This window comes from Ralstonia sp. 110700041-2, from assembly GCF_056280165.1.
The window spans coordinates 186,597-212,681 of record NZ_JBSFAI010000002.1; the positions used below are offsets into that span (position 1 = coordinate 186,597).

The following is a 26,085-nucleotide window of genomic DNA, read 5'->3' on the forward strand; positions in this document are numbered from 1 at the left end:
CCTCTCCCATGGTCACCACGCTTTATGAATCGCCCGGACATGCCTGCCTGATGTTTTCCGACCTGGTCGACGATCACGACGACCTGCCAGTGCAGACCAACCAGTTCCTCATCGTCGATCACGGACACGGCGCGCTGATCGATCCGGGCGGCCAGATGACCTACAACGCGCTATTTCTGGCCATGAACCGGTACTTTCCGCCCAAGCAGCTCGACTACGTGCTGGCTTCGCATGCGGACCCGGACATCGTCGCGTCGGCGGGAAGGTGGCTCACGAGTTCCAGCTGCGACATCCTGATCTCGCGCGTGTGGGAGCGCTTTCTGCCGCATTTCTGCGCCGTCGGCAAGACCGAGGGGCGCATCGTGCCGATCCCGGATACGGGCATGGCGATTCCGCTGGGGCAATCGCACTTGCTGGCGGTACCGGCGCATTTCCTGCATTCGGAAGGCAATTTCCAGTTCTACGATCCGGTGTCGCGCATCCTGTTCTCGGGCGATCTGGGAGCATCGATGGTGCACGCCAACGTGGCCGCCAAACCCGTGGACGATTTTGATGCGCACCTGCCGCTCATGGCACCTTTCCACCGTCGCTACATGAGCGGCAACCGCGTATGCCGGCTGTGGGCGCAGATGGTGCGCGGATTGCAGATCGAATGGATCGTGCCGCAGCACGGCCAGCCCTTCCGCGGGTCGGCCATGGTCAACCGGTTCATCGATTGGGTGGAAACGCTCGACTGCGGCATCGACCTGATGACGCCAGAGCTCTTCCGTCTGCCCGCCTTGCCGAACGCACCGGCGGGCGCGACGCTCAGGGCGCGGGCTTAGCTGCCGGGCTCGGGGCGGCGGGCAGGATGATCTTCATCATGGCGCCCGACAGTTCGACGGCCAGCACCTGCGCATCGATGCGCGACGGGTCGTGCCAGGTGTACATGAAGCCCATGACGCCGCCCATCGAGTGCGCCGCGACACGCGCATCGCCAAAGTCGAACACGCCGGCGCGCTTGCCCTCGTCGAGCAGCGCATAGAGATCGCGGTAGTAACCGCGCGACATGCCGTGCAGCCATTCCACAGTTTCGGGGCGCAGGTATTGGCGGTCACGATACGTCAGCGCAGCGGCGTAGTGACAGTCGATGCAACGGCGCGCCATTTCCAGCAGACACGCCTGCAAGCGCTCTCGCACAGGCAGCGCCGGGTTGGCGGTTTCGCGGATGGCCGACAGGCAGATCTGCGCGGCCTCGCGGCACAGGATGTCGAAAATCTCGTACTTGTCGGTGAAGTAGTAGTACACCGCCGGCTTGGTCACCCCAAGCGCGTTGCACAGGTCGCTCATCGTCATGCCGGCATAGCCCTTCGTGAAGAAGAGCTGCGCAGCCGTGTCGAGAATCTGCCGGCGGCGGGCCTCCTGCCGCTCGGCGATGTGGGGGCGCGTGGCCGGCGGTGTGATGCTGGGGGCGTCGGCGGCCCCGATGTCAGCAGACGGATGCGCGTCAGGAACGGCAGATTTGCGGGCGGTGGACATGGCGCATATTTTCGCATGTCGCCTGCAGATGCGCCGGGGCATGCGCGCATCTTGGCGACATCTTCGCTTCCCGATGCTTGACGCATCAAAGAACGCTTTCTATATTCTTACCCGTTGGTATAAAAAATTACTTTTCAGTATAGATAGTGCGGCGCCACGTTGCGAACGCACTGCACAACCCAACGGAGACAAGCTTTGGCGATGGACGAGTCCGAGTATCTCGGCCGCGTTCGCGCGCTCTGGGCGCGCGCATGGCCGGTCGATACCCCACGTGAGCCGCATTACCCGATCGGGCGCGTTGCCCTTACCGACTATCTGCGGCATTGGGCGCGCACCACGCCAGACAAGCCAGCGATCCATTTCTACGGGCACGACACGACGTTCGCCCAGCTTGACGATCTCTCCGACCGCGTCGCCGCCCTGCTCGCGCAACACGGCATTGGCGCGGGCGACCGCGTGGCCGTGTTCCTGTCGAACTGTCCGCAGTTCAATGCGGTGTTCTTCGGCATCCTCAAGCTGGGCGCCGTGTATGTGCCGATCAGCCCGCTGTCGCAGCGCGCGGAGTTGATGCATGCGCTGGGCGACGCGACACCGCGCGCCATCGTCACGCTGGACCGCCTCATGCCGCTCGTGCGTGACGTGCGCGCCGAAACATCGATCGAGCACGCCTTCGTCACACGTTACGCAGACGTGCTCCCCGCAGAGCCGACGCTGCCGCTCCCGGCAATGCTGACCGAACCGCCGCTGGCCTGCGGCGATGCAATCGACTTGTTGCCCGCATTGGCACAGACCACGCCGATCCCCCTGCCGGCGGGTTCGCTCGATGCGGTTGCCGCGCTCAACTACACCGGCGGCACGACGGGGCTGCCGAAGGGCTGCATCCACACCCAGGGCGACATGGTCGATATGGCGGCCGCCTTCTCGACCGTGTCGCTGCGCGCGGATGCGGACACCGTCATGCTCAGCTTCTATCCGCAGTTCTGGATTGCGGGCGAAAACACCGGGCTGATCTTCCCTGCCTTCCTTGGCGTGCCACTGGTGTTGCTCGCGCGTTGGGATGCGGAGGCCTTCATGGCTGGCGTGCAGCGCTATCGCGTGACCAACGGCTCGATGCTGGTCGATAGCGCCGCCGAGGTGATGGCGCATCCACGCGTGCATGCGTACGACTTACGCTCGCTGCGACATACGGGCGTGTCGTCATTTGTGAAGAAGCTGAACCCCGAATACCGCCGCGCGTGGCGCGAACTGACCGGCTCGACGATGGCCGAGAGCGCCTGGGGCATGACGGAAACACAGACTTGCAACAGCTTCACTGTCGGCATGCAGGACGATGATTTCGATCTGCGCTCGCAGCCGATTTTCGTGGGCCTGCCGGTGCCCGGCACCGATTTCAAGATCTGCAATTTCGACACGCACGACCTAGTGCCAATCGGCGCCGAAGGCGAACTCTGCGTACGCACGCCCACGCTGCTCAAAGGCTACTGGAACAAGCCCGAAGCAACCGCCCAAACACTGCGCGACGGCTGGTTCCACACCGGCGACATCGGCTGCATCGACGAACAGGGCTACGTCCACTATCTCGGTCGCCGCAAGGAGATGCTCAAGGTCAATGGCATGAGCGTGTTCCCGGCGGAGATCGAGGCCATGCTGGGCAAGCACCCGGCCATCCTGGGTTCTGCCGTGGTAGGCCGCGCCGACGAACACCGAGGCCAGCTTCCCGTCGCCTTCGTGATGCTGCGCCCCGAGGCCGTCGGCACGCTGGACAGCGCCACGCTCACCGGCTGGTGCCGCGAGAACATGGCCGGCTACAAAGTGCCCATCGTGCGCATCGTCGATGCACTGCCGCTCACGGCCACCGGCAAGGTGCGCAAACAGGATCTCGCGCCGCTCGCTGAACAGCTCTAACCCACATCTGCTCCATGACGTTTCGCAAACTGCTGATCGCCAATCGCGGCGAGATCGCCATTCGCATTGCCCGCGCAGCCGCCACGATGGGCTTGCCCTCCGTCGCCATCTATTCCGAGGACGATCGCGACGCGCTGCATCCACTACGCGCAGATGAAGCCGTGCCCTTGTCCGGGACCGGCCCACGCGCATACCTTGACGGCGCGGCCATCCTCGCCGCTGCACGCGCCGTCGGGGCCGAAGCCGTCCATCCCGGCTATGGGTTCCTAAGCGAGAACGCCGCGTTCGCGCGCCAGTGCGCCCAGGCCGGCGTGCAGTTCATCGGGCCGTCACCGCGTGTGCTCGACCTCTTCGGCGACAAGGCACGCGCTCGGGCCCTTGCACACGAGGCCGGCATTCCCGTCGTCAGCGGCACGCAAGGTGCGACCACGCTGGAAGAGGCGCGCGCCTTCTTCGCCGCGCTGCCGCCCTCGCACGGCATGATGATCAAGGCCGTATCCGGCGGCGGCGGACGCGGCATGCGCGCCGTGCACGATGCGCAGGCGATTGCCGACGCGTACGCGCGCTGCGTATCTGAAGCGACCGCCGCGGGTGGTGGCAGCGACGTCTATGTGGAAGCGCTGGTGCCCGCCCCGCGCCATATCGAAATCCAGATCGTCGCAGACGCGCACGGCCACGTTACGCACCTCGGCGAGCGTGAATGCAGCCTGCAGCGCCGTCACCAGAAACTGATCGAGATCGCGCCCAGCCCCGCGTTGGACGATGCACTGCGCGCACGCATTGCCGAGGCTGCCGTCACGCTCGCCAAGGCGGCAGGCTACAGCGGCATCGGCACCTTCGAATTCCTCGTGGAAGGCGCGGGCACGCCGCACGCCACCTTCTACTTCATGGAGGCCAACCCACGCGTGCAAGTCGAACACACGGTCACGGAAATGGTGACGGGTATCGACCTGGTCGTGACCCAGCTGGCGCTGGCGCAGGGTGCGTCGCTCGCAGATGTCGGGCTTGCTCAGCCGATCGCGCCGCGCGGCCACGCCGTGCAGGTGCGCATCAATGCGGAGACCCTCGATGCAAGCGGTCAGCCGCACCCGTCCACCGGCATGCTCACCGCCTTCGAGCCGCCCAACGGCCCCGGCGTGCGCGTCGACACCTGCGGTTATGCGGGCTACCGTCCGAACCCGCGCTTCGACTCGCTGCTGGCCAAATTGATCGTCCACGCGCCGCACGGCACGTATGCGCAGACGCTGACACAGACGTACCGCGCGCTGTGCGAATTCCGCATCGAAGGGGTAGTCACGAACAAGCGGCTGCTGCAAGACCTGCTGCGCGATGCCGACGTGCAGACCAACGCCGTGCACACGCAGTTTCTCGATGCAAAGCTCGCCGACCTGGCCGCAGGCAACGGTGAAGCGCATCCCGCACTGCACGCCACGTCGGTCACCACCCCGGACCTGACGCCCGCTACGTCATTCATCGACGAGCTTCCTGACGACGCAGAAGTGCTCACCGCGCCAATGGATGGCGCGCTGATCCAGATCCATGCGCAAGCCGGTGCCACGGTCGCGCGCGGCGAGGTGCTGGCCGTCATTGAAGCGATGAAGATGGAGCACGTCGTCACCGCGCCGGCGGCCGGTCGTGTCCTGCAAGTCTGCGCACAGCCGGGCGCAACGGTGCGCGAGGGCCAGCCGCTGGCCGCGCTGCAGCCCGGCGACGCGCAACACGACGCCGCCGCAACCGACGCAGAGATCGATCTCGACCACATTCGCCCGGACCTGCAAGCCGTCATCGACCGCCATGCATTCGGTCTCGACGCGAACCGTCCGGATGCCGTTGCCCGCCGCCGCAAGACCGGCCAGCGCACCGCGCGCGAGAACATCGCACACCTGTGCGACCCAGACTCGTTCATCGAGTACGGTGCACTGGCCATCGCAGCGCAACGCCAGCGGCGCGCACTCGATGACTTGATTCGCTCGACGCCGGCCGACGGCATCATCACCGGCATTGGCACCGTCAACGGCACGCACTTCCCCGATCACGACGCGCGCTGCATGGTGCTCGCGTACGACTACACCGTGCTGGCAGGCACCCAGGGCACCTTCAACCACAAGAAGACCGACCGTGCACTGGAGCTGGCGCAGCAATGGAAGCTGCCCGTTGTGCTGTTTGCCGAAGGCGGCGGCGGCCGACCGGGCGACACTGAAAAGCGCGGCGTCAGTGGTCTGGACTGCCCGACCTTCATCCACTTCGCGCGTCTTTCAGGGCTGGTGCCGACCGTCGGCATCGTGTCGGGCCGCTGCTTCGCAGGCAACGCCGCACTGCTGGGCTGTGCCGACGTGATCATCGCCACGCGCGACGCGACCATCGGCATGGGCGGCCCCGCCATGATCGAAGGCGGCGGTCTTGGCGTCTACGCGCCTGAGGAGGTCGGGCCCGTCAACGTGCAGGCGCCGAATGGCGTGATCGACGTGCTCGTCGAAAACGAGACCGAAGCCGTGGACGCCGCGCGCCGCTACCTGAGCTATTTCCAGGGGCCGCTCGCCGACTGGGAAGCCGGCGACGTGCGCCACCTGCGCCACGTGATTCCCGAAAACCGCATGCGCAGCTATGACATGCGCGCCGTAATCGATGCATTGGCCGATACGGATTCGGTTCTGGAACTGCGTCAAGCCTTTGGTGTGGGCATCATCACCGCGCTGATCCGCATCGAGGGCCGCGCCTTCGGCTGCATTGCCAACAACCCGCGCCATCTGGGCGGCGCCATCGATTCTGCAGCGGCAGACAAGGCATCGCGCTTCATGCAGCTGTGCAACGCATTCGACCTGCCCATCGTCTCGCTGTGCGACACACCGGGTTTCATGGTCGGGCCGGAGGCGGAGAAGACCGCCACGGTCCGCCACGTCAGCCGCATGTTCGTGACAGCCGGCAACTTGCGCGTGCCTTTCTTCACCATCGTGCTGCGCAAAGGCTACGGCCTTGGGGCGATGGCCATGGCAGCAGGCGGTTTTCACGCGCCGCTGTTCACCGCGTCGTGGCCGAGCGGTGAGTTTGGCGGCATGGGCATCGAAGGCGCCATCCGCCTGGGTTACCGCAAGGAACTGGAAGCGGTGGAAGACCCGGCAGAACGCGAGGCCCTGTTCCGCAAGATGGTCGACGCCGCCTACGAGGAAGGCCGCGCGCTCAACATCGCCAGCTATCTGGAGATCGACGCGGTGATCGACCCGGCCGATACGCGCCGCTGGCTGCTGCGCGGGTTGCAATCGGCGCCGCCCGCCCCGCCAAGGCACACACGCGACCCGGCCACGCGCCGCTTCATCGACACTTGGTAGCCGAGAACCCACACAAGGAGGAGACATGCCCGCAGAGATCCGCTTTGCCCGTCCGTTGTCCGCATCGGCTTGTGCGGCAGCGTTGCTGTTCGCACCGCTGGCCCATGCCGCAGACCCGGCACCGATCAAGGTGGCGTTCATCGATCAGCTGAGCGGGCCGCTCTCGAATGTGGGCGAGCAGTTTCTGGCAAATCTGAAACTCGGCATTGACGATGCCAACGCGCAGCCGCAGGGCGTGCTGAACGGCGCGCGCTACGAACTGTCGACGTACGACAACAAGCTCTCGGCGCAAGACAGTCTGTCGGCGCTGCAGAGCGCCATCGATGCCGGAGCGAAGATCGTCTTTACTGGCGGGTCGGGCTCGTCCGTGGTGGCGGCCATGGTGGACGCTGCCACCAAGCACAACGAGCGCAATCCGAACAGCCGCGTGCTGATCATCAACTACGCATCGATCGATCCCGACCTGACCGGCGCGCATTGCAGCTTCTGGCATTTCGCCACCGAGGCCAACACAGCGATGAAGATGCGCGCGCTCGCCAACTTCGTAAAAACGCAGCCCGATATCCGCACGGTCTACTCGCTGAACCAGGACTACGCGCACGGCCGGCTGTGGGCCTCGTTGGGCAAGCAGATGCTCTCGGCCGCGCGACCCGACGTGCAATTCACCGGAGAGACGCTACACCCGATCGGCAAGGTGAAAGACTTCGCGCCTTACGTCTCGAAGGCCAAGGCGACGGGCGCGGACACGCTCCTCACCGGCAACTGGGGGCAAGACCTGAACCTGCTCGTCAGGGCCGCCGGCGACATGAGCTACGACGTGCGTTATCTGAACCACAGCGGCGCAGGCGCCCCGGGCACCGTACTGGGAGTGTCGCAGGCCAAGATTGGCAAGGTGACCTGGGTGTCGGAATGGACGCCAGGCAACGGCAACGCGCAACTGATGCAGATGGATGCGCGCGTGCGGCAGACGCCCGCCGGCGAGCACTTCGCGCCGCGCACCGTGTTGTCTGTCGAACTCGTGACGGACGCCATCCGCAAAGCCGATTCCACCGATCCGCTGAAGATTGCGCTGGCGCTGGAAGGCATGCAGAAGCAGAGCTTCCTCGGCAACGTCACGATGCGCAAGATCGACCACCAGTTGCTGCTCCCGCAGGTCGTATCGACGATCGCACCGGTGGACGGAAAGACCGTGAAGGTCGGCTACGACGGCACCCAGTGGGGCCACAAGACGGAGAGCACAACCGCAGCCAAAGACCTGGACCTGCCGACCGCTTGCAAGATGAAGCGGCCGGCGGGCGCTTAAACGATCAGGCCGACAATCAATCAGCGCGGTCCGTGCGCAGCGGGCCGTATTCGATCGGCACCCAAGCGAAGGCGTTGCCGTCGCGGCGCACGTGGCCCAGGCCCGGGAACGGCAGATGTGCGCCGGCCACCCAGAGCTTGTCCCGCGCCGCTTCCGCTAACAGCTTACGGCGCGTGGCGACAGCGGCCTTCTTGTCGACGTCATATTCGAACGCGACCTCGGGGTGCTGGAACTGCACCGCATGGCTGTGCACGATATCGCCCCAGACGAGCAGGCTGCGTCCCTTCGAGGCAAACAGATAGCCGCTATGCCCCGGCGTATGCCCGTTGGCGACGACCGAGCGCACGCCCTGCACGACCTCGTCGCCCGGCTTGAACTGTTTGAGCTTGCCCGCTGCCGCATACGGCGCCACAGAGTCGCGCGCCATCTTGAAGAACGGCTGCATGTCGCTTGGCTTGGAAGCGGCGATCGTTTCGCTCAACCAGAAATCGGCTTCTGGTGCGGCCACATACACCTGCGCATTCGCAAAGGCCGGTTGGCCTTGCGGCGTCAACAGGCCGCATGCATGGTCCGGATGCAGGTGCGTCAGCAGCACTGCGTCGATCTGCTCGGGCTGGTAGCCGGACGCGCGAACGTTGCCGGCCAGGCCGCCCATCGTCGGGCCAAAGCACGTACCAGAACCCGTATCGACGAGGATGCGTTTATCACCCGTGTCGATCAGGAAACCGTTCACCGCCGTCTGCATGCCCGGCGTGTTCGATACAAACATCCGCGCCAGCAGGCTCTGCACCGATTGCGCGTTCAGGCCAAGCAGGGTCTTAGCAGGCAGATCGGTGTAGCCGTCGTAGAGCGCGGTCACAACGTCGTCGCCCAGCGCCATGCGGTAATAGCCGGGCACCTGGGTGCGTTGCTGCGTAGCGGCGGCGGTGACAGCAGGGCCGGCGGCGCCTGTTGCGGGTTGGGCGTGGGCGAATCCGATGGACGCCGCCATCGCGGTAGCCACGGCGGCAGAGGTGAGCAAACGCATGTCTTGGCTCCTGGAAAAGACCGCTGCCCCGGTGCAGCGGCGAAAGCCGGATCATGCCACCGCCCAGCACATTGCGTTGCCGCCATTGGCGACAGGGGTATTGCCCAGGGAGAAACATGCCCCGCAGAAAAGAACAAGGCCCGACATGCCGGGCCCATGCTTCAGACCAATCGACGGCGGCTGCGCAACCGCCCGTCAACCAGGTACGTGCTGACTGCACGTGGAACTTCGGCGTCGATACCACCGTGCCGCTGCACCGTGCAGTCCGGCGTGAGCAATGCGTTGGTGAACGTGAGCGACGAGTTCGGATCGTTCCAGGCGGTCACGACCTTGCTGGGGCCGCAGCTGCCCAGCAGGAACACGCTGACGGCTGCGTTGTTGATCGACAGCTGGTGGTGCTGTCGGCCTGGCCAGTCCACGGGGTCGCGCCCGAGATGAGGCCGCACGTCCCGCCGCCGGTAAACGATGTGGACGTGATGTTGACGATGCCCGAAGGCGTGATCGTGCCGGTGAAGGTCGCTGTGCAATTGGCGCTGATGGAGCCTTTGGACAGCGTGGTCGCCCCGGTGACCGAGAATGGCTCGCCATTCGGGTTCATCGGTTGACCATCGACACGCGAAACGGTGACGGCAAGTGCGGGTGTGGCTGCTACGGTGGCAAGTGCGAGTGCAACTGCAAGAGATACGACTTTACGTGTGCTCATTTATTGCCTCACTAGAACTGACGGTAGAAACCGCCTTAAGAATGCGGCGCAAACCGGTTCCCGCTCGATTCACGCCGGGCCGATTAGCCAGGCGCAGACAGCCGACACCCGGCTAAAACTTGTACGACACCCCAACGAACGTGATGATCGGATTGGCCTTGAGCGTGGTCTTGGTGGTGGCCAGCGTGGTGCCGTCCGACGCCTTGATGACGGTCGCCGCTTCGGTCTTGAGCGGCAAGTACGACACCGTTGCCGTCAAGGCCCATTGCTTGTTGATCGCGTAGCTCGCACCGAGGTTGAAGATCGGCGCCCACGACGACGACGATTTCCCCTCGACATACGTCGGCCCCGGCTTGCCCGCCCCCGCTGCCAGCACGCTGCCCAGTTCGCGATTCACCGCAGCCGCAAAGTACGGATTCAGCTCGATGTTGGTGAAGAAGCTGTAGACCACACCCACGCCCACGAACGGACGGAACGTCGACTGCGCGTGCCCGAAGTACCACTGCAGAATGACCCCGGGGCTCCATTGGCGCGCCTTGCGCACGGCCGGCTGGTTGGACGGGTCGTCCAGATCGACGTGGCCGAGCGCCCCTGCGGGCCCGGGTGCGCGGATCACGCCATGCCCGGTCAGCTTGAATTCGGGCGGCACGCCGGCAATCGTGGTCAGCGCAATGTTGTCGGTAAAGAAGTGCGTGAGCGTCAGGCCCAGCGTGTTGGCGTTGCTTACGCGCAGCCCGCTGTTGGGCGACGTGAAGCTGCCGGGCAAGCGCAGCGGATCATTGATCGGCGCATTGATCACGCTGGTGGTCAGGTTGTTGCTCGAGTCCTGCGGCATGATGTGGAACCAGCCCACCGTCGCCACGTTGTCACCGGCCTGCTGCGCCATGGCGCCTGCGGATGCGCAGGCCGCCATCAATGCGACAGTCAGTTGTTTCATGATGCTTCCTCCTGTTGTTCTGAGCGGAGCGCGGTTCTCTGTGCCGCGCCCCGTGGCGTGTGTTTCCGGAAACGTCACTGCACGAAGGCGCCCACGGTGAAGTACGGGTTCTTCGTATCGCTCATGTCCAGGAAGCCGAAGGTCTTGCCGGTGAAGATCAGCTTGCCCGTCGGGGCCGAGCCGGCCGGCGCGCTGGTCTGCGTGGTCCGGATCACGCCCGGGACGGTCTGCGTGAAATCCAGGTTCAGCGGTCGCGCCAGCGCTGCCTGCGACGCGTTGAACGGATCGAGCATCGTGGCCTGCGCGCCCACCAGCGCCGTGGCACGGTAGTTGAACGTGCTGTCCACACCGGTGTATTCGCCGTCTTGCGAGCCCTGCGCGATGTTGCCGACCGGTGCCATGATCGAAATGCCGGACTCGTCGTCTGCCACCGGCGGGCCGGCCGTCAAGTCGGAATTGGCCGCACCGACGCGAATGAAGATCGGCACGAGCTGGCCATACAGCTTGCCCACGATCATCACGCCCTTGCCCGCCTTGGCCGGATCGAGCGACGACACGGTTGCCGGCACCTGCGGCTGATAGTTCAGCGTGGTGAAGGCCGGCGCGTCGCCGCGCAGCGTCAGCTTCTGGTTGACCGTCGCGCTTGACGTCAGGCAGGCTCCGCCGTTCTTCACGCCCAGGTTGTCGCACTCGGTGTAGGTGCCGTCCGCGTTGATGGTGAAACGCGCATCGACCGCCTGCTGCGAGAAGTTCTGCGACGGCACCTGGTGGTAGCCGAGCTGGTTGTAGTTGCCGGCGATCTTGGTCAGATCGGTCTCGGTGTTCGAGAAGCTGATGAACGGGTAATACGGGAACGTGGTCTGCGCAATCTTGCCCACGCCGACAATGCCGTCGAACTGGATCGTCGCCCCCGGAATCGTGCCGCCCAGCACGCCTAGCCCCAGGAAGAACCGCGCCGGACGGCTCGGATCAAGGCTCGCGTTGTTCAGGCGGAACGCGCACTGGTTCAGCTTCTCGGTCGGCAGCGCCGTCTCTTGCGTGAGCGTGCCGGTCTGCACGTTGTTGGGCGCCGTATCGCGCGTGGGCGCCACAGTGCCAGTCTTGACCGGAATCGGCGAGGCCAGATACGTGATCTGGTACGTCATCTTCGTCGTATCGAGCTGAACCTTCACGAGTTCACCTGAGCCCGACCCGCCGGTGAACACGGTGTTGTAGTCGATGGCCTGCGGACACAGGCGCTGGATCACCGGGGGCGGCGGATCATCGCCGCCTCCTCCGCACGCTGTCACCATCGGTGCGCACGCGAGCACGACCAACCATTTACGCCATTGCATTTGCGTCTCCTCCATGTTGTTGTTCAGAGGTGGCGGCGCACACATTGCGCATGCCGCCACCGGATGTGCTTGCATTGATGCGCGCCTCACTGGACAAATGCGCCGACCGTGAAGAACGGGTTGTACTTGTTGTTGTTCATGAGCATCGCGTACACGTTGCCCACCTTGACGGCCACGCCGGTGTCGCCGGCCTTGAACAACGCGACGTTGCCGCTGGCGCCTTGCGCGTTGAAGTCGTTCTGCGCGGTCACGATCAGCTTGCCCGGCGCGCTTTGCGTGTAGTCGAGCCCGAACTGCGCTGTCACACGCGATGTGAGCGGGTTGATGAAGGCCGCGGTGCCGTTCTGGAACAACGTGGATGTGTAGTTGGCGGCGAGTGTCGACACGGCCGTCCCGTCGCTGCAGTTGCCGGCATTGGCGTGGAAGAAGCCCCCACTAAAGGAGCCGGACAGTTCCGGGTGATCAACCGTAGCGTTCAAGCCGTTGCCGCTGGCGGGCGCACCACTCGGGCCATTGTTGGTGACCACGCCGCAAGCCGAGCCGCTGGTCGCCCCAACGAAACCGCCCTTGAGCGCATTGGCCGGGATCGCCGTTGCTGGCGAGAGGATCGAGATGCCGATCTGGTCATCCGCCACCGAAGCCAGCAGGTTTGTCGGATCGCTGTGCGAATAGCCAACACGGATCACCACCGGCACGACCTGTCCGTTGAGCTTGCCGGCAATCAGAATGCCCTTGGCCTGGCTCGGCGCCAGCAGCACCAGCGGTGAGACCTGGCCGACATACGGATACGGCACGTTGCTGCTGGTCGGGTTGCTGACAAACACGTTGTCCTGCGAGCCATCGGTGTTCTGACGCAGCGTCCAGGGCGTGCCCGTCGTGTGGCAGGAATAGTCGATCCCTTCGGCCGTACACGAGCCGTCCGCTTTTAACGTTTGCGTCCAGTTGACGGCATCGGGCTGCCAGCCTTGCGGCGCCGAGGTTTGGTTGCCCGAACCCGTGGGCGTGACATGCACGCCGACCTGGTTGTAGCGCCCCGCGACCTGCGAGAAATCCGTCACCGTCTCGGAGAAGCCCAGGAACGGATAGAAATCGAACGTTCGCGACGGCACTGCGCCAATCACGACGCCCGGAATCGGCTGGATGCCTGCGAACTGGATGGTCGCCCCCGGGATGCCGCCCCCCACGATGCCCTGACCGACAAACAGCATCGGCGGATCCTGCGGATTGACGGTGATCGCGTAGCTGTTGTCCGCCGTCTTGCCCGACTGCAGCACGAAAGCGCAGCGGTTCTGCTCGCGGGTCGGTAAGTTGGCCGGATGCACGAACGTACCGTCGATGATCAATCCCTTGCGCGTCGTATTGACCTGGCCCGCCGAGGTCGGCACCGACGACTCGAGGAACTGCATCTGGTACGTGTTCTTGCTCGTGTCGAACTTGACCTTGATGTACTCGCCGCTACCCGAGCCGCCGGTGTACGTAGTCGTGTAGTCCAGCGCCGCCGGGCACAGACTGGTTGGCGTGCTGGGCGTGGTGTTCGCTCCGCTAGGCGGACAAGAACTCCCCGAACACTGCGCAACATCCGACGAGCCGGGGTCGTCTGCCCCGCCGCACCCGCCAATGAACGGCATTGCAACTATGCAACTGGTTGCCATGACAACAAAAAGATGACGTCGACTACCCATGGTTGTCTCCTCATGTTTTGGAACTTGTTGTGTTGTGGGCCGGCGAATGTGTGCAACGGCCGGTCAATACCCCCGCCTGTCGGCAAACGACAGCCGACAGCGCACGACCTGCCCCGTCGGCAGATCGACTTGCAAACATCAAAAACGACGGGCGTGCTTGGGCCGCGCTACCGCTAATCGGCCGGTATCACGCTGATCGGCTGGGCGCCGATCCCAAGAAAAATCGTGGTAATGCTGCTAGCGCGGATGAGCTTCACCACCGCTGCTGCAGTGATGACGATGGCGATGACGCGCGTGGGCACGCGCAGAAGCGAAATGCTGGAAGGGCCCGTTTTGAATGCGTAACATCCTGTGTCTCCGAAGGGTACGCTACTGGCTATTTACTTATCGTTATGGCCGAAACTATGGTCCGCCCGGAGTATGAAGTAAATAGAGATTTCATTCAAAACAGCGGCGGCAATCCCCCGCACAAGCAGGCGCGGCGCGGTTTCGCGGATTTTCAAACGAGGAAATGAAACCGTTTCGTTTGAAGCGTTTTAAACTCCCCCTCCGGTTGGGGGGAATGCCCGCGCAATGCGGCTTATTTAATTATGTCGAAATGAATATATTTCGCCGAGAGCAACTGCGGTAGCAAAATACGATCCCGAAACAATAACGCGCGTAAGAAAAAGAAAAAGAAAAAGCCGCCACATGAAATGGCACACAAACGCGGATGAAAGGGAAGAAAAGGCGGCAGGGGAAAGAATGGTGGGCCGGGTGGGATTCGAACCCACGGTGTCCTTTCGGAGGCGGATTATGAGTCCGCTGCCTGCAACCAGCACGGCGTCCGGCCCTGTAAAACGAGAAAAAAAGAGACCCGGCGCTTAGGCCGGGCCCGATGCAGGATTTTACCTGAAAGTGGGCGCGAGCCCACTCGGAAAATCGCCTGCTTCGCTACAGGATCAGCTTCCCTCGAGGAAGCTCTTCAGCTTGTCAGAGCGGCTCGGATGGCGCAGCTTGCGCAGTGCCTTCGCTTCGATCTGACGGATACGCTCGCGGGTCACGTCGAACTGCTTGCCGACTTCTTCCAGCGTGTGGTCGGTGCTCATCTCGATACCAAAACGCATGCGCAGCACCTTGGCTTCGCGCGGCGTCAGCGAATCGAGCACGTCCTTCACCACGCCGCGCATGGAGCCATGCAGCGCCGCTTCGGCCGGGGCCAGCGTGTTCGTGTCCTCGATGAAATCGCCCAGATGGGAGTCGTCGTCGTCACCGATCGGCGTTTCCATGGAGATCGGCTCCTTCGCGATCTTCATGATCTTGCGGATCTTGTCTTCCGGCATCTCCATCTTCTCGGCCAGCGTTGCCGGATCCGGCTCGTTGCCGGTTTCCTGCAGGATCTGACGCGAGATGCGGTTCATCTTGTTGATCGTCTCGATCATGTGCACCGGAATACGGATGGTGCGCGCCTGATCGGCGATCGAACGCGTAATGGCCTGACGGATCCACCACGTGGCGTACGTCGAGAACTTGTAGCCGCGACGGTATTCGAACTTGTCCACCGCCTTCATCAGGCCGATGTTGCCTTCCTGGATCAGGTCGAGGAACTGCAGACCGCGGTTCGTGTACTTCTTGGCGATCGAGATCACCAGACGCAGGTTGGCCTCGGTCATCTCGCGCTTGGCCTCACGGGCGCGGCGCTCGCCTTCCGACATCTTGCGGTTGACGTCCTTCAGCTCGGTCAGCGGCAGCACCACGCGTGCCTGCAGGTCGATCAGCTTTTGCTGCAGTTCGTGCACGGCCGGCACGTTGCGCTCGACGATGGTGCTGTACGGCTTGCCGTCGGCCACCACGGTCTCGATCCACTTCAGGTTGGTCTCGTTGCCCGGGAAGCGCGCAACGAAGTCGCTGCGCGGCATGCCGCACTTGTCCACCACGATGTTCAGGATGGCGCGTTCGAGCTTGCGCACTTCGTCCACCTGGCCGCGCAGCGTGTCGCACAGGCGCTCGACGTTGCGTGCCGTGAAGCGGATCGTCATCAGTTCGGCCTGGATGGCTTCCTGCGCCTTCACGTAAGGCTTGGACTTGTAGCCTTCCTTCTCGAACGCACGGCGCATCTTGTCGAACTGCTCGCCGATCACACCAAACTTGAGCAGCGCAGCCTGCTTGAGCTCTTCGAGTTGACGGGCCGAAGCTGCGGCAGCGCCGGCACCTTCATCGTCCTCGTCTTCCTCTTCGTCGCCCTCTTCTTCGGCTTCCTCTTCCTCGAATTCCTCTTCTTCCTCAGCAGCAGCGGCTGCATCGGCTTCAGCGTTCGGATCGATCAAGCCATCGATGTACTCGTCGATCTTGGCTTCGTCGTTGGCAACGCGCTCGCCCATGGCGAGGATTTCGGAGATGGTGACCGGGCAGGCCGAGATGGCCATGACCATGTCCTTCAGGCCGGCTTCGATGCGCTTGGCGATCACGATTTCGCCTTCGCGCGTCAGCAGCTCGACCGTGCCCATTTCGCGCATGTACATGCGCACCGGGTCGGTCGTGCGGCCGAATTCGGAGTCAACCGTCGACAGCGCGGCTTCAGCTTCTTCTTCAGCTTCCTCTTCCGTGGTCACGGAAGGTGCGTTGTCGTTCAGGAGCAGCGTTTCGGCGTCCGGCGCCTGCTCGTACACGGCAACGCCGATGTCGTTGAGCGTGGCAACCAACGTTTCCAGCGACTCCACATCGACCATGTCGTCGGGGAGGTGGTCGTTGATTTCGGCGTAGGTCAGGTAGCCGCGCGATTTGCCCAGCTTGATCAGCGCCTTGAGCTTCTGGCGGCGGGCCTCAAGCTCTTCTTCCGAACCGCCTTGCTGCGAGGCAGCGAATTCCTTGAGCAGGGCTTTTTCCTTGGCCTTGCGGTCACGGGCCTTCAGCTTTTCGGTTTTCGGTGCCGGAGCGGCGGGGGTGTCAAATTCTTCAGTCACGTCCGTGCTGCTGTCGTCTGCCTGCGTCTCTGCCTTGGGCTTGCGGCCGCGCTTCTTGGGCTCGGCTGCTGCCTCGGCGCGGGGCGCGGGAGGAGTTGTGGGGGTGGCCTCTGCCTGGGCGGTGCGCTTGGTGTCTTCCGCGGCCGCCTTGGCTGGCTTGGCTGCGGTGTTGGTACGAGCGGTACCCGTCTTGGTTGCGCTTGCGCTGGCAGGGGTCTGCTTGCTCTCGACTTCGGTAACTTTCGATTTCGCCACGGTGGTTGTCTTGCCCTTGAGTGCGACGGAAGCGGCTGTGCCGCCAGGTCTGGCGCTCGTGCTCATCGACGTCGAGACCTTGCCTGAGGTTGAAGATTGGATCGCGCCCTTTGTGCGCGCTGTCGGTTTGACAGTCTTGGCGGCGACGGCGATATCGGCGGTCTGGCGCGGCTGGGTTTTCCCCGTCTTTGCCGGCACAGTGGCCTTCACCCCTGTCGATCCTGCCTGCCCCATATGGATCCGACCATTTGCGACTTTCGCCGTTCCCGCTGGTGGCTTTCCTCCTCCCGAGCCGCGCGCCGATGAGGATCGCTTGGCAGAAACAGAAGCAGGACTGGCCTTGGAACCGGCCTTCGCGGAGGTCTTCACCTTCACCATGGGCACGCTCACTCCCCCAAAAATGGGAAAAAGGACTTGCAATCCAAACCGGCTATTCTAGCACGCCAGACCAAGCCGGTCTAAACGAAAGTCGGGTTTTCGCCTGAAAAATCAAGGGGCTACCCGCAATTGCCCGCCCCGCTTGGAGCTTGCCTCTGCGGCGCATGCGCTACACGAGCTGTCGGCGGCGGCTGATTTCGCCCACCAGCCAGCGCATGCGCTCCTTGTCGTCGTCGCCGGCATGGCCGGCTTCCATCTTGCGCTGCAACATCTCCAGCTCGCGCTTGAGCGGCTCGGCGAGCATCTTTTGTACGGCAGTATCGAATTCGGACATGGCCGGCTCCAGTTCGATGTCGTCCTGGAGCACAGCCGTGCGCAGCCCGGCAAAGGCCTCGGCATAGGGCGTCTGCCCCAAGCGCTCAACAAAGGCGCCGAAGTGCACTTCCGGACCCACAGCATCGCATTCGCCCAGCAGCGCCGCCAATACCTCACCTTGGGGCAATTGCGGCGCTGTCAACTGGGCGCGGGCATCGGCGTCGAGCCGAGCGGCCAGCGCGGGATAGCGCATCAGCAGGCGCAACACCTTCTGCTCAAGCGCCGTAGGTGCGGTGCGCGCCACGCGGGGCCGCTTTTGCGTCATGCGGCCCGCTTGGGCCGGGTCGCTGCGAAGGCCACATAGCGCTTCGATGTCGGCAGGCGTGGTGCCTGTCATGTCGGCCAGGCCGCGCACAATCTGCAGGCGCAGGCCGCCGGCGGGCATGGCGCTCAGCAGCGGCTTGGCCTCGTATTGGGCGCGGGCACGGCCCTCGGGTTGACGCAGGTCGAGATCTTCGGTCACCGCCTGGAGCAGGAAGCGCGACAGCGGCATCGCGTTGTGCACTTCACGGGCGAAGGCCTCGGTGCCCTCTTCGCGCACGAAGCTGTCCGGATCGTGCTCGGCGGGCAGGAAGAGGAACTTGATGGTCTTGTTGTCGGTGGCGTGCGGCAGGCAGGCTTCGAGCGCACGACGTGCGGCGCGGCGCCCGGCGCTATCTCCATCAAACGAGAAGATGACAGTGTCGACCTGCCGCAGCAGCTTCTGCACGTGAGTCGGCGTGCACGCCGTGCCCAGCGTGGCCACCGCATTGGCAAACCCCAGCTGCGCCAGCGCGACGACGTCCATATAGCCTTCCACGACCAGCACATAGTCGAACTCGCGGATGGCGTTGCGTGCCTCGAACAGCCCGTACAGCTCGGTGCCCTTGCTGAACAGCGGCGTTTCGGGGGAGTTGAGATATTTCGGCTCGCCTTGCCCCAGCACCCGGCCGCCAAAGCCGATCACCACGCCTTTGGTATTGCGGATGGGGAACATGATGCGATCGCGGAAGCGGTCGTAGCGGCGGTGCGAGCCATCGGCGCCGGTCTTCTCGCTTTCAATGACGAGGCCGGCTTCGATGAGCGGTGCGGCAGTGGCGTCTTCGCGGTATGGGCCGAACACGGCTTCGAGCGATTGCCAATCGTCCGGCGCATAGCCGAGGCCGAAGTGTGCGGCGATCTCGCCCGTCAGGCCGCGGCCTTTGAGGTATTGGATGGCATTGGGGGCGCTGCGCAATTGCTTGCGGTAGTGGTCGCAGGCACGGGCCATGACGTCGCCGAGTGCGACGGTCTTGGCTTGCTGCTCCGCACGCGCGGCGGGCGGCAGGCCACCGCGCTCTTCGGGCACCACCATGCCCACGGACTGCGCAAGATCCTTGATGGCCTCGACGTACGATTGCCCGGAAAACTCCATCAGGAAGCCGATGGCCGACCCATGCGCGCCGCAGCCGAAGCAGTGATAGAACTGCTTGGTGGGCGACACCGAGAACGACGGCGACTTCTCGTTATGGAAGGGGCACAGCCCCATGAAATTGGCGCCGCCCTTCTTCAACTGCACGTAACGGCCCACCACGTCGACGATATCGACGCGGTTGAGCAGATCGTCAATGAACGGCTGCGGGATCACGCGGGGTGCGCCCCTTGGATGCTGCGAGGGTGGAGGGGATTCAGGCGCCCGCCAGGGCGGCCTTCACGCGTGCCGAGACTTGCGTCATGTCGGCGCGGCCGGCCAGGGCGGGCTTGAGGATGCCCATCACCTTGCCCATGTCTTGCGGGCCAGCTGCGCCGGCCTTGGCCACGGCGTCACGCACCGCAGCGTCGACTTCGGCTTCCGACAGTTGCGCGGGCATATAGACCTGCAGCACGGCCACCTCTGCCGCTTCCTTGGCGACGAGATCGTCACGGCCGGCTTGCTCGAATGCGGTGATGGAATCCTTGCGCTGCTTGAGCATCTTGTCGATCACGGCCAGCACGGCAGCGTCATCCAGTTCAATGCGTTCGTCCACCTCGCGCTGCTTGATGGCAGCCTGCAACAGACGGATCGTGCCCAGACGATCCGTTTCCTTGGCGCGCATGGCGGCCTTCATGTCTTCCGTGATCTGTGCCTTGAGGGACAACTGCGACATTCCGAACTCCGATAAACGGCAAAACCCGCTTGGACGGTGGGCCCAGCGGGTTGCAAACTTTGAAAAAGGAGGGTAGGGACAGGTCATTGCTGACCCATCCCCCCCTAAGAACCGTACGTGCGAGTTTCCCCGCATACGGCTCAAGCCTTTGCAAAACCCTAATTATAGGGCCGGCTTCACAACCTTGATGCCATTGGCATGCACCTGAGCATGACAACTTGGGTGCAGCAGAACACGATTTCCAAGGACATCCGAGCCACCGCGTGCGCGATACTCGATGTGGTGGTCATGCCACCCCGTCTCCTCGGTCATCATGCACTGACACAGAGCGCACAAGCCTCGCTGGTCCATATACAGTTTGATCCATTGCTTCCGGTGCGACATGCTTTGCAGCAATCGCCCCTGACGCAATGTTTCACCGTACATTTCCTGCGCTGGGTCGAAGGGGTTGTAGCTCCCTTTGATCTTCTTGTGGCGCACGACGGGTGTGCTCGCAAGCGAGTACAACTCCGTCCACCATTTGCTGCCGTCGCCGTCATCGACTTCGGTTCCAAACACCCAGTTCCGTCCCGCAACCGGCGTGAAGTATTTCTTTTTCACCCAGTCTCTGGACTTCTGCGGATGTCGCCGTTTGGCCCACCGCCATAGAGCGCGAAAGATGTCGTTCTCCACGCGGCTAAACGTCGCCTTGGCTACCACGGGGCGGTGATACTGCGCCCAGCCCCGCAACATCGGGTTCAGCAGTCGGATCAGGTCCTCCTGCTTCGCCGTCTTATTGGCACTGATGACCTCCTTTACCTTGCGATAGAACGCTTGCGCGTTCTTCTTGCTCGGCTTGATGAGCAGTTTTCCCGAGTACTTCCGGAAATTCCACCCGAGGAAGTCGAAGCCTTCCGCAATGTTGACGATCCGCGTTTTCTCCGTGGACAGCGACAATCCCCGTACCGCTAGGAATTGCTCCACCCAGGGCTTGATCTCGTTTTCCAACCGCTCCGGCGTGTCACCGGTGATAACGAAATCGTCCGCGTACCGCACAATGTTCACTTTCAGCTTCGCGGTCTTGGCAACCCCCAGAGTCGTTCGCAAGAACGCTACCAGTTCAGTCTCCAAGCCATTCAATGCCACGTTCGCCAATGTCGGGGAGATGATGCCTCCCTGCGGCGTCCCAGCCTCGGTCGCCTGAAACTGGCCCTGAAATACCACGCCAGCCTTCAACCACTTCCGCAAGATTGCTTTGTCCATCGGGACATTGCGCTCCAGCCAGTCATGACTGATATGGTCAAAACAGCCTTTGATATCCGCCTCCAACACCCATTGGGCCGAAGCCTTCTGGGAAAGGGAGACGAATAGCTGTGACATGGCATCCGCCGTGGATCGATTTATCCGGAACCCATACGAGTTCGGATCGCTCGTCCCTTCGGACACTGGTTCCAGCGCCAGCAGGTACAGGGCCTGCATGGCTCGGTCCAACATGGTCGGAATGCCTAGTGGGCGCTCCTTCCCATTGGCCTTGGGAATATAGACCCGCCGCAATGGCAGGGGCCGATATCCTCGGCGTTTCAACCGTCCGATGGCTTTCCACCGGACTTCAGGCGAGCCCCACAGTTCGCGATCGACGCCTGCCGTTCGCTTGCCTTGGTTCTCCGTCACTCGCTTGACTGCCCATGCTTTCGCACTGAACGAGCGGGTCAAGGATCGCTGCAGGGCTTTCACCCGGCGCCAATCCTCTTCCTGTGTTGCCTTCGCAATTCGTATCTGCATTGCCCGGACGTTCCGCTCGACTCGACGCCATTGAATGGCCGTCCAGCTTTGCGGCGCGCCGGAGAACGCAGAATCATTCGTTTCAATGATTGCTTCCATGCTGTTCTCCTATCTTGAGAGCCTTCCCAGACAGCAAGAGACAGCACGCCCCCTGAGGGACGCGTTGCCCCTCAAGGGAAGAAATTTCAATTCACGAGTTTCTGTCAGCCGTCTTGCGACGAAAGACCAGTTGGAAGTCTGCACGCTTTCGCGTGGGGTGATGTTCCAACCCCTATCCGGACCATTACAGCCCGGCATTCGCTTTCTCCAACCTCCCATACCCGCACAGCCAACAGCGTTCCTTGCGGTCCGCCTGCCCGAGCCAACAGCACTCGGGCAGCCATACGGGCTTACCACGTTCCCTACGCGTTACAAGACTGGGTTAGGGCCTGCTTTTTCACCGGTGGTTCTGAGAGCGACGTACTCCGAAATCCAAACGGAGTAACCGACCACGTACCTTTTGGTTAGTGCCTGTCAGCAGCTTAGGCACCTCGATCATCACGGTGTTTATCAGCAATTCACATCGGTTGCCCCTACCAGCCAGCCTAGCTCCTCGACCCCGTTGCTGCTCAGGATCTCTGCCGTCCACCTCACGGTTAGACGACACCCTTGCGGGGGCTACATTGTCAGGAGAGCTTCAGACGTCGCCGTTACCAGTGGCGCCTGTCTCCGTAGGCTACTGCTAGTCGCATAGCAGGTTCGCTACCGGTGCACCCTTGCGAGCATGACCGGCTGAACAATAACGCGCAGAGCTTTGCGCTCCGGGTTTACTCATTTGCAATGGCTCGGCTGCCGAGAGGCGCCGGGCATACAAACGTCACTCCGCCTGTCAGCGGGGGTGAAGCCGCTGACTGGGCGGAACCTGATGGTAGTCAGGTCATTGCATTGCGCGGCCGGGTGAGGATAGCTCACCGACCAGCGCTTCATTACATGTCTATTGCCTCGCTGCCGTCCTGCATTCAGAACTGGGGCATCGTCCTGAACCGGCGAACTGGTTGATTTAAGAGGGCCAGCCCCTCTCCACGGAGTGTGCCGTGTCGCACTGGATCACTGATCGTAGCACAGAACCCGAACAGTTCCAGGACAGATCCGTGGGGGATCAACGGGCCGAGGCAGCCTCTCCTGCCGCGACGGCCGAAGCCCACGCCCACTGGAAGTTGTAGCCGCCGAGCCAGCCTGTCACGTCGACCACCTCGCCGATGAAGTACAGGCCGGGTGCCGATTGGGCCTCCATGGTGGCGGATGACAGCGCGCGCGTATCGACCCCGCCGCGCGTCACCTCGGCTTTCCGATACCCTTCGCTGCCGGACGGGGTCAATTCCCAGCGGTTGAGTGCGGCGCCAAGTGTGCGCAGCACCTTGTCGGGCAGCTCGGCAATCGGCGCCTGCGGGTTGGCGCCGTGCGTGGCGCACCATGCCTGCGCGACGCGTTCCGGCAGGCGCTGCGCCAGGAACGTACCGAGTTGCTTGCGTGAGCCGGTTTTCTCATCGCACAGCCACTGCCCGGCGTCGGTGTCCGGCAGCAGATCGATAAGAAGCGGCTGGCCGGCATGCCAAAAACTGGAGATTTGCAGCACGGCCGGCCCCGACAGCCCGCGATGGGTCAGCAGCAAGTCTTCGCGGAACATCGTCGCGCTCCCTTTGCGACCGCCCTTGCCGGGAGGCTGCGCAACGGTCACGTCCACTTCCATCGACACGCCCGACAACGCCGAGAACGGCGCCCAATGCTCGGCGTTGAAGGTGAGCGGCACCAATGCCGGGTGCGTCTCAACGATCTTCAAACCGAATTGGCGCGCAATGCGATACCCGAAATCGGTCGCGCCGATCTTGGGGATGGACAGGCCGCCCGTGGCGATCACCACCTTGTTGGCGACGATCTCGCCCGCACTGGTCGACAGGCGATAGGCCTCGCCGTCCTTGCCGACTTCAGCGATCGCGCAGCCGGTGCGCCAGATGACGTTGCCCCGCTCGCATTCTGTTTCGAGCATGCGGATGATGTCTTCCGCACTGTCGTCGCAGAAAAGCTGGCCCTTGTGCTTCTCGTGATACGGAATGCGGTAGCTGGAGACAAGGCTGATGAAGTCCTGCGCCGTATACCGCGCCAGCGCCGAACGGCTGAAGTGCGGGTTGTTCGACAGGTAGTTGGCGGGGCCCGCGTTGACGTTGGTGAAGTTGCAGCGGCCGCCGCCGGAGATGCGGATTTTCTCGGCCAGCTTCGTCGCGTGGTCGATCAGCACCACACGTGCGCCGCGCTGCCCGGCCACGGCCGCGCACATCATCCCGGCCGCGCCTGCGCCGATCACCGCTACATCGCACCGCATCATGATCGCTGCGCCGCCCTATTCTTGAAGAAACCGCGCATTTTAACTTGTGCTATCTTCAGCAGCCTTCCCATTGCATTCCTCACGCCCCGCCTGCCATGCTGGTCCTCGGCATCGAATCCTCCTGTGACGAAACCGGCGTCGCCCTGTACGACACCCACTCCGGCCTGCGCGCGCATGCGCTGTATTCGCAGATCGCGATGCACCGCGAATACGGCGGTGTGGTGCCCGAGCTGGCCTCGCGCGATCACATCCGCCGCGTGATTCCGCTGCTCGAAGAGGTGCTCGGCAAGGCGGGCGCCACACGCGCGGACATCGACGCCATTGCCTATACGAAGGGCCCCGGGCTGGCAGGCGCACTGCTGGTGGGCGCTTCGGTGGCGAACGCGCTGGCATTTGCACTGGGCAAACCGCTGGTAGCCGTGCACCACCTCGAGGGGCACCTGCTCTCGCCGTTGCTGGAGGCCGACCGGCCGGAGTTTCCGTTCCTGGCGCTGCTCGTCTCGGGCGGGCATACGCAGTTGATGCGCGTCGATGCCGTCGGCCAGTACACGCTGCTCGGCGAGACGCTCGACGACGCCGCCGGCGAAGCCTTCGACAAGACCGCCAAGCTGCTCGGCCTCGGCTACCCGGGCGGCCCCGCCGTTTCGCGCCTGGCCGAGTTCGGCAACCCGGGCGTGTTTGACCTGCCCCGACCGATGCTGCATTCGGGCAATTTCGATTTCTCGTTCGCGGGCCTCAAGACCGCGGTGCTCACCCAGGTGCGCAAGCTCAACCTGACCGATAGCGAGACCTGTTATCAGCCGCGCGCCGATCTTGCGCGCGCGTTTGTCGACGCTATCGTCGAAGTGCTGGTCAAGAAGACGCTGCGCGCCGCGCGCGAGCATGGCCTCAAGCGCATCGTCGTGGCCGGTGGGGTGGGCGCCAACCGCCAGTTGCGCGAGGGCTTGAACGCCGAGGGCAAAAAGCGCGGCTTGCGCGTCTACTACCCCGACCTGCAGTTCTGCACCGACAACGGCGCGATGATCGCCTTTGCCGGCGCGATGCGGCTGCAGGCTGACCCCGCACAAGTGCAGGACGGCTACGGCTACGGCGTCACGCCACGCTGGGACCTCGAAGACATCCGCATCCGGCACGCATGAAAAAAAGCCGCTCGATTGAGCGGCTTTTTCTTGGGGCACAGCGCGATTACTTGTCGGAGCGCTTGTCGCGCTCGATCAGCGCATAGGCGCTGTGGTTGTGAATCGACTCGAAGTTTTCCGCTTCCAGCGTGTAGGCGACGATGCGATCGTCCTGGTTCAGGCGCATGGCGATATCGCGCACCAGGTCTTCCACGAACTTCGGGTTTTCGTACGCACGCTCGGTCACGAACTTCTCGTCCGGACGCTTGAGCAGGCCCCACAGTTCGCACGACGCTTCTTCTTCGGCCATGCGAATGAGCGCCTCGACCGGCGTATCGGCCGCCAGCTCGGCGTCGATCGTGATGTGCGAGCGCTGGTTGTGCGCACCGTACTGCGAGATCTTCTTCGAGCATGGGCACAAGCTCGTCACCGGCACCAGCGCCTTGACGCGGACCTTGGTGTGGCCGTCGCGCACTTCGCCAATCATCGTCACTTCATAGTCCATCAGCGACTGCACGCCCGACACCGGGGCCGTCTTGCTGACGAAATACGGGAAGTGGACTTCGATGCGGCCGGCGTCGGCTTCGAGCTTCTCCAGCATCTTTTCCAGCAGCAACTGGAACTGCGCCAGATTCAGCGGCTCGCGCTCTTCTTCAAGCAGCGCGACGAAGCGCGACATGTGCGTGCCCTTCTGGTCGGCCGGCAGATGCACGTCAAGATTGTACGTGCCGACGGTGTTCAGCACGCCTGAAGGGGTTTGCAGCGACATCGGGTAACGCACGCCGCGCACGCCAACACGCTGAATGGGAATCTGGCGGGTATCGTGGCTGGACTGCACGTCCGGCATCGCGAAAGCCGGGTTCATATCGTTCATGATCGGTTTCCTTTACGGTCGCCCGGCCATCGCAGTCGGCCGGCACGCAACGAGTGTGAAACCGCGGAACCTGGCTGACGGTGACCACCCCTCAAGTGATCCAATCTGCCCATCCCGCGACTGCGCACACAATTCAAAAATAAGACTGGCGGAGTGTAAAAGAAATTTCCTACCTTTGCA

The 26,085-nt window shown here is 63.4% G+C and carries 18 protein-coding genes, 1 tRNA gene and 1 pseudogene; 6 read left to right on the top strand and 14 right to left on the bottom strand.

What is annotated here, in order from left to right; genetic code table 11:
- Positions 1 to 8: 8 nt before the first annotated feature.
- Positions 9 to 824 (top strand): oxygen-binding di-iron domain-containing protein, encoded by an 816-nt coding sequence (locus ACUXH0_RS03435; protein ID WP_009277467.1) that lies wholly within the window; start codon positions 9 to 11, stop codon positions 822 to 824.
- Here ACUXH0_RS03435 and ACUXH0_RS03440 read toward each other — a convergent pair.
- Positions 808 to 1,518, bottom strand: a complete 711-nt coding sequence (locus tag ACUXH0_RS03440) for a TetR/AcrR family transcriptional regulator (protein ID WP_004631041.1) — start codon at positions 1,516 to 1,518, stop codon at positions 808 to 810. The two genes, ACUXH0_RS03435 and ACUXH0_RS03440, sit on opposite strands and share 17 nt — an antisense overlap.
- A gap of 201 nt (positions 1,519 to 1,719) precedes the next feature.
- On the opposite strand from ACUXH0_RS03440, the gene ACUXH0_RS03445 reads away from it, so the two are divergent.
- From ACUXH0_RS03445 to ACUXH0_RS03455, 3 genes are read left to right on the top strand one after another with little or no spacing between them, the layout of a single operon-like run.
- Positions 1,720 to 3,423, top strand: a complete 1,704-nt coding sequence (locus ACUXH0_RS03445; RefSeq protein ID WP_009241151.1) for an AMP-binding protein — start codon at positions 1,720 to 1,722, stop codon at positions 3,421 to 3,423.
- Positions 3,424 to 3,437: 14 nt separating this feature from the next.
- On the top strand, positions 3,438 to 6,749 hold the full coding sequence (locus tag ACUXH0_RS03450) for a carboxyl transferase domain-containing protein (protein ID WP_009241152.1): 3,312 nt from the start codon (positions 3,438 to 3,440) through the stop codon (positions 6,747 to 6,749).
- Between the two features lie 25 nt (positions 6,750 to 6,774).
- Positions 6,775 to 8,052 carry a branched-chain amino acid ABC transporter substrate-binding protein gene (locus ACUXH0_RS03455; protein WP_009241153.1) on the top strand — a complete coding sequence of 426 codons (1,278 nt, stop codon included), beginning with the start codon at positions 6,775 to 6,777 and terminating at the stop codon, positions 8,050 to 8,052.
- Positions 8,053 to 8,068: 16 nt separating this feature from the next.
- Here the strand turns inward: ACUXH0_RS03455 and ACUXH0_RS03460 are convergent, their stop codons facing one another.
- The 8 genes and pseudogenes from ACUXH0_RS03460 to rpoD all read right to left on the bottom strand — a co-directional run bounded on the left by ACUXH0_RS03460 (position 8,069) and on the right by rpoD (position 16,998).
- Positions 8,069 to 9,079 carry an MBL fold metallo-hydrolase gene (locus tag ACUXH0_RS03460; RefSeq protein WP_009241154.1) on the bottom strand — a complete coding sequence of 337 codons (1,011 nt, stop codon included), beginning with the start codon at positions 9,077 to 9,079 and terminating at the stop codon, positions 8,069 to 8,071.
- 214 nt (positions 9,080 to 9,293) lie between these two features.
- A pseudogene (locus tag ACUXH0_RS03465) lies at positions 9,294 to 9,782 on the bottom strand (hypothetical protein); the annotation flags it as partial.
- Between the two features lie 112 nt (positions 9,783 to 9,894).
- Positions 9,895 to 10,719 carry an OmpW/AlkL family protein gene (locus tag ACUXH0_RS03470; RefSeq protein ID WP_009241156.1) on the bottom strand — a complete coding sequence of 275 codons (825 nt, stop codon included), beginning with the start codon at positions 10,717 to 10,719 and terminating at the stop codon, positions 9,895 to 9,897.
- Positions 10,720 to 10,793: 74 nt separating this feature from the next.
- On the bottom strand, positions 10,794 to 12,053 hold the full coding sequence (locus ACUXH0_RS03475; RefSeq protein ID WP_012436176.1) for a DUF2957 domain-containing protein: 1,260 nt from the start codon (positions 12,051 to 12,053) through the stop codon (positions 10,794 to 10,796).
- Between the two features lie 86 nt (positions 12,054 to 12,139).
- Positions 12,140 to 13,735 (bottom strand): DUF2957 domain-containing protein, encoded by a 1,596-nt coding sequence (locus ACUXH0_RS03480; protein ID WP_009241158.1) that lies wholly within the window; start codon positions 13,733 to 13,735, stop codon positions 12,140 to 12,142.
- Between the two features lie 173 nt (positions 13,736 to 13,908).
- Positions 13,909 to 14,037 carry a hypothetical protein gene (locus ACUXH0_RS03485; RefSeq protein ID WP_259393662.1) on the bottom strand — a complete coding sequence of 43 codons (129 nt, stop codon included), beginning with the start codon at positions 14,035 to 14,037 and terminating at the stop codon, positions 13,909 to 13,911.
- 443 nt (positions 14,038 to 14,480) lie between these two features.
- Positions 14,481 to 14,568: transfer RNA gene (locus tag ACUXH0_RS03490), tRNA-Ile, on the bottom strand.
- Between the two features lie 108 nt (positions 14,569 to 14,676).
- The gene (gene rpoD / locus ACUXH0_RS03495) at positions 14,677 to 16,998 is read right to left on the bottom strand and encodes an RNA polymerase sigma factor RpoD (RefSeq protein WP_232295854.1); all 2,322 of its coding nucleotides are present in this window, start codon (positions 16,996 to 16,998) and stop codon (positions 14,677 to 14,679) included.
- On the opposite strand from rpoD, the gene ACUXH0_RS03500 reads away from it, so the two are divergent.
- On the top strand, positions 16,991 to 17,371 hold the full coding sequence (locus tag ACUXH0_RS03500) for a hypothetical protein (RefSeq protein WP_232295855.1): 381 nt from the start codon (positions 16,991 to 16,993) through the stop codon (positions 17,369 to 17,371). The genes rpoD and ACUXH0_RS03500 overlap by 8 nt on opposite strands.
- A gap of 108 nt (positions 17,372 to 17,479) precedes the next feature.
- On the opposite strand, the gene dnaG is transcribed toward ACUXH0_RS03500, so the two are convergent.
- From dnaG to ACUXH0_RS03520, 4 genes are all read right to left on the bottom strand, one after another.
- A complete protein-coding gene (dnaG, locus tag ACUXH0_RS03505) occupies positions 17,480 to 19,291 on the bottom strand; it encodes a DNA primase (protein WP_009241160.1) in 1,812 nt (603 codons plus the stop codon).
- A gap of 40 nt (positions 19,292 to 19,331) precedes the next feature.
- Entirely contained in the window at positions 19,332 to 19,781 is a 450-nt protein-coding gene (locus ACUXH0_RS03510; RefSeq protein WP_024542213.1) for a GatB/YqeY domain-containing protein, read from the bottom strand.
- A gap of 171 nt (positions 19,782 to 19,952) precedes the next feature.
- Positions 19,953 to 21,650: a group II intron reverse transcriptase/maturase gene (gene ltrA, locus ACUXH0_RS03515; protein WP_182593764.1), complete on the bottom strand. Its 1,698-nt coding sequence runs from the start codon at positions 21,648 to 21,650 to the stop codon at positions 19,953 to 19,955.
- A 1,039-nt stretch (positions 21,651 to 22,689) separates the two neighbouring features.
- On the bottom strand, positions 22,690 to 23,913 hold the full coding sequence (locus ACUXH0_RS03520) for a BaiN/RdsA family NAD(P)/FAD-dependent oxidoreductase (RefSeq protein ID WP_009241162.1): 1,224 nt from the start codon (positions 23,911 to 23,913) through the stop codon (positions 22,690 to 22,692).
- 95 nt (positions 23,914 to 24,008) lie between these two features.
- Between ACUXH0_RS03520 and tsaD the strand changes: the two genes are divergently transcribed.
- The gene (gene tsaD, locus ACUXH0_RS03525; protein WP_009241163.1) at positions 24,009 to 25,052 is read left to right on the top strand and encodes a tRNA (adenosine(37)-N6)-threonylcarbamoyltransferase complex transferase subunit TsaD; all 1,044 of its coding nucleotides are present in this window, start codon (positions 24,009 to 24,011) and stop codon (positions 25,050 to 25,052) included.
- 46 nt (positions 25,053 to 25,098) lie between these two features.
- On the opposite strand, the gene folE2 is transcribed toward tsaD, so the two are convergent.
- Positions 25,099 to 25,905 (bottom strand): GTP cyclohydrolase FolE2, encoded by an 807-nt coding sequence (gene folE2, locus ACUXH0_RS03530; RefSeq protein ID WP_004631071.1) that lies wholly within the window; start codon positions 25,903 to 25,905, stop codon positions 25,099 to 25,101.
- Positions 25,906 to 26,085: the final 180 nt, after the last annotated feature.

What these genes read in the sequence shown, in the direction of transcription:
- ACUXH0_RS03435 (WP_009277467.1), top strand. Translation starts at nt 9, where the DNA reads ATGGTCACCACGCTTTATGAATCGCCCGGACATGCCTGCCTGATGTTT.
- ACUXH0_RS03440 (WP_004631041.1), bottom strand. Translation starts at nt 1,518, where the DNA reads ATGTCCACCGCCCGCAAATCTGCCGTTCCTGACGCGCATCCGTCTGCT.
- ACUXH0_RS03445 (WP_009241151.1), top strand. Translation starts at nt 1,720, where the DNA reads ATGGACGAGTCCGAGTATCTCGGCCGCGTTCGCGCGCTCTGGGCGCGC.
- ACUXH0_RS03450 (WP_009241152.1), top strand. Translation starts at nt 3,438, where the DNA reads ATGACGTTTCGCAAACTGCTGATCGCCAATCGCGGCGAGATCGCCATT.
- ACUXH0_RS03455 (WP_009241153.1), top strand. Translation starts at nt 6,775, where the DNA reads ATGCCCGCAGAGATCCGCTTTGCCCGTCCGTTGTCCGCATCGGCTTGT.
- ACUXH0_RS03460 (WP_009241154.1), bottom strand. Translation starts at nt 9,079, where the DNA reads ATGCGTTTGCTCACCTCTGCCGCCGTGGCTACCGCGATGGCGGCGTCC.
- ACUXH0_RS03470 (WP_009241156.1), bottom strand. Translation starts at nt 10,719, where the DNA reads ATGAAACAACTGACTGTCGCATTGATGGCGGCCTGCGCATCCGCAGGC.
- ACUXH0_RS03475 (WP_012436176.1), bottom strand. Translation starts at nt 12,053, where the DNA reads ATGCAATGGCGTAAATGGTTGGTCGTGCTCGCGTGCGCACCGATGGTG.
- ACUXH0_RS03480 (WP_009241158.1), bottom strand. Translation starts at nt 13,735, where the DNA reads ATGGGTAGTCGACGTCATCTTTTTGTTGTCATGGCAACCAGTTGCATA.
- rpoD (WP_232295854.1), bottom strand. Translation starts at nt 16,998, where the DNA reads ATGAGCACGAGCGCCAGACCTGGCGGCACAGCCGCTTCCGTCGCACTC.
- ltrA (WP_182593764.1), bottom strand. Translation starts at nt 21,650, where the DNA reads ATGGAAGCAATCATTGAAACGAATGATTCTGCGTTCTCCGGCGCGCCG.
- ACUXH0_RS03520 (WP_009241162.1), bottom strand. Translation starts at nt 23,913, where the DNA reads ATGATGCGGTGCGATGTAGCGGTGATCGGCGCAGGCGCGGCCGGGATG.
- tsaD (WP_009241163.1), top strand. Translation starts at nt 24,009, where the DNA reads ATGCTGGTCCTCGGCATCGAATCCTCCTGTGACGAAACCGGCGTCGCC.
- folE2 (WP_004631071.1), bottom strand. Translation starts at nt 25,905, where the DNA reads ATGAACGATATGAACCCGGCTTTCGCGATGCCGGACGTGCAGTCCAGC.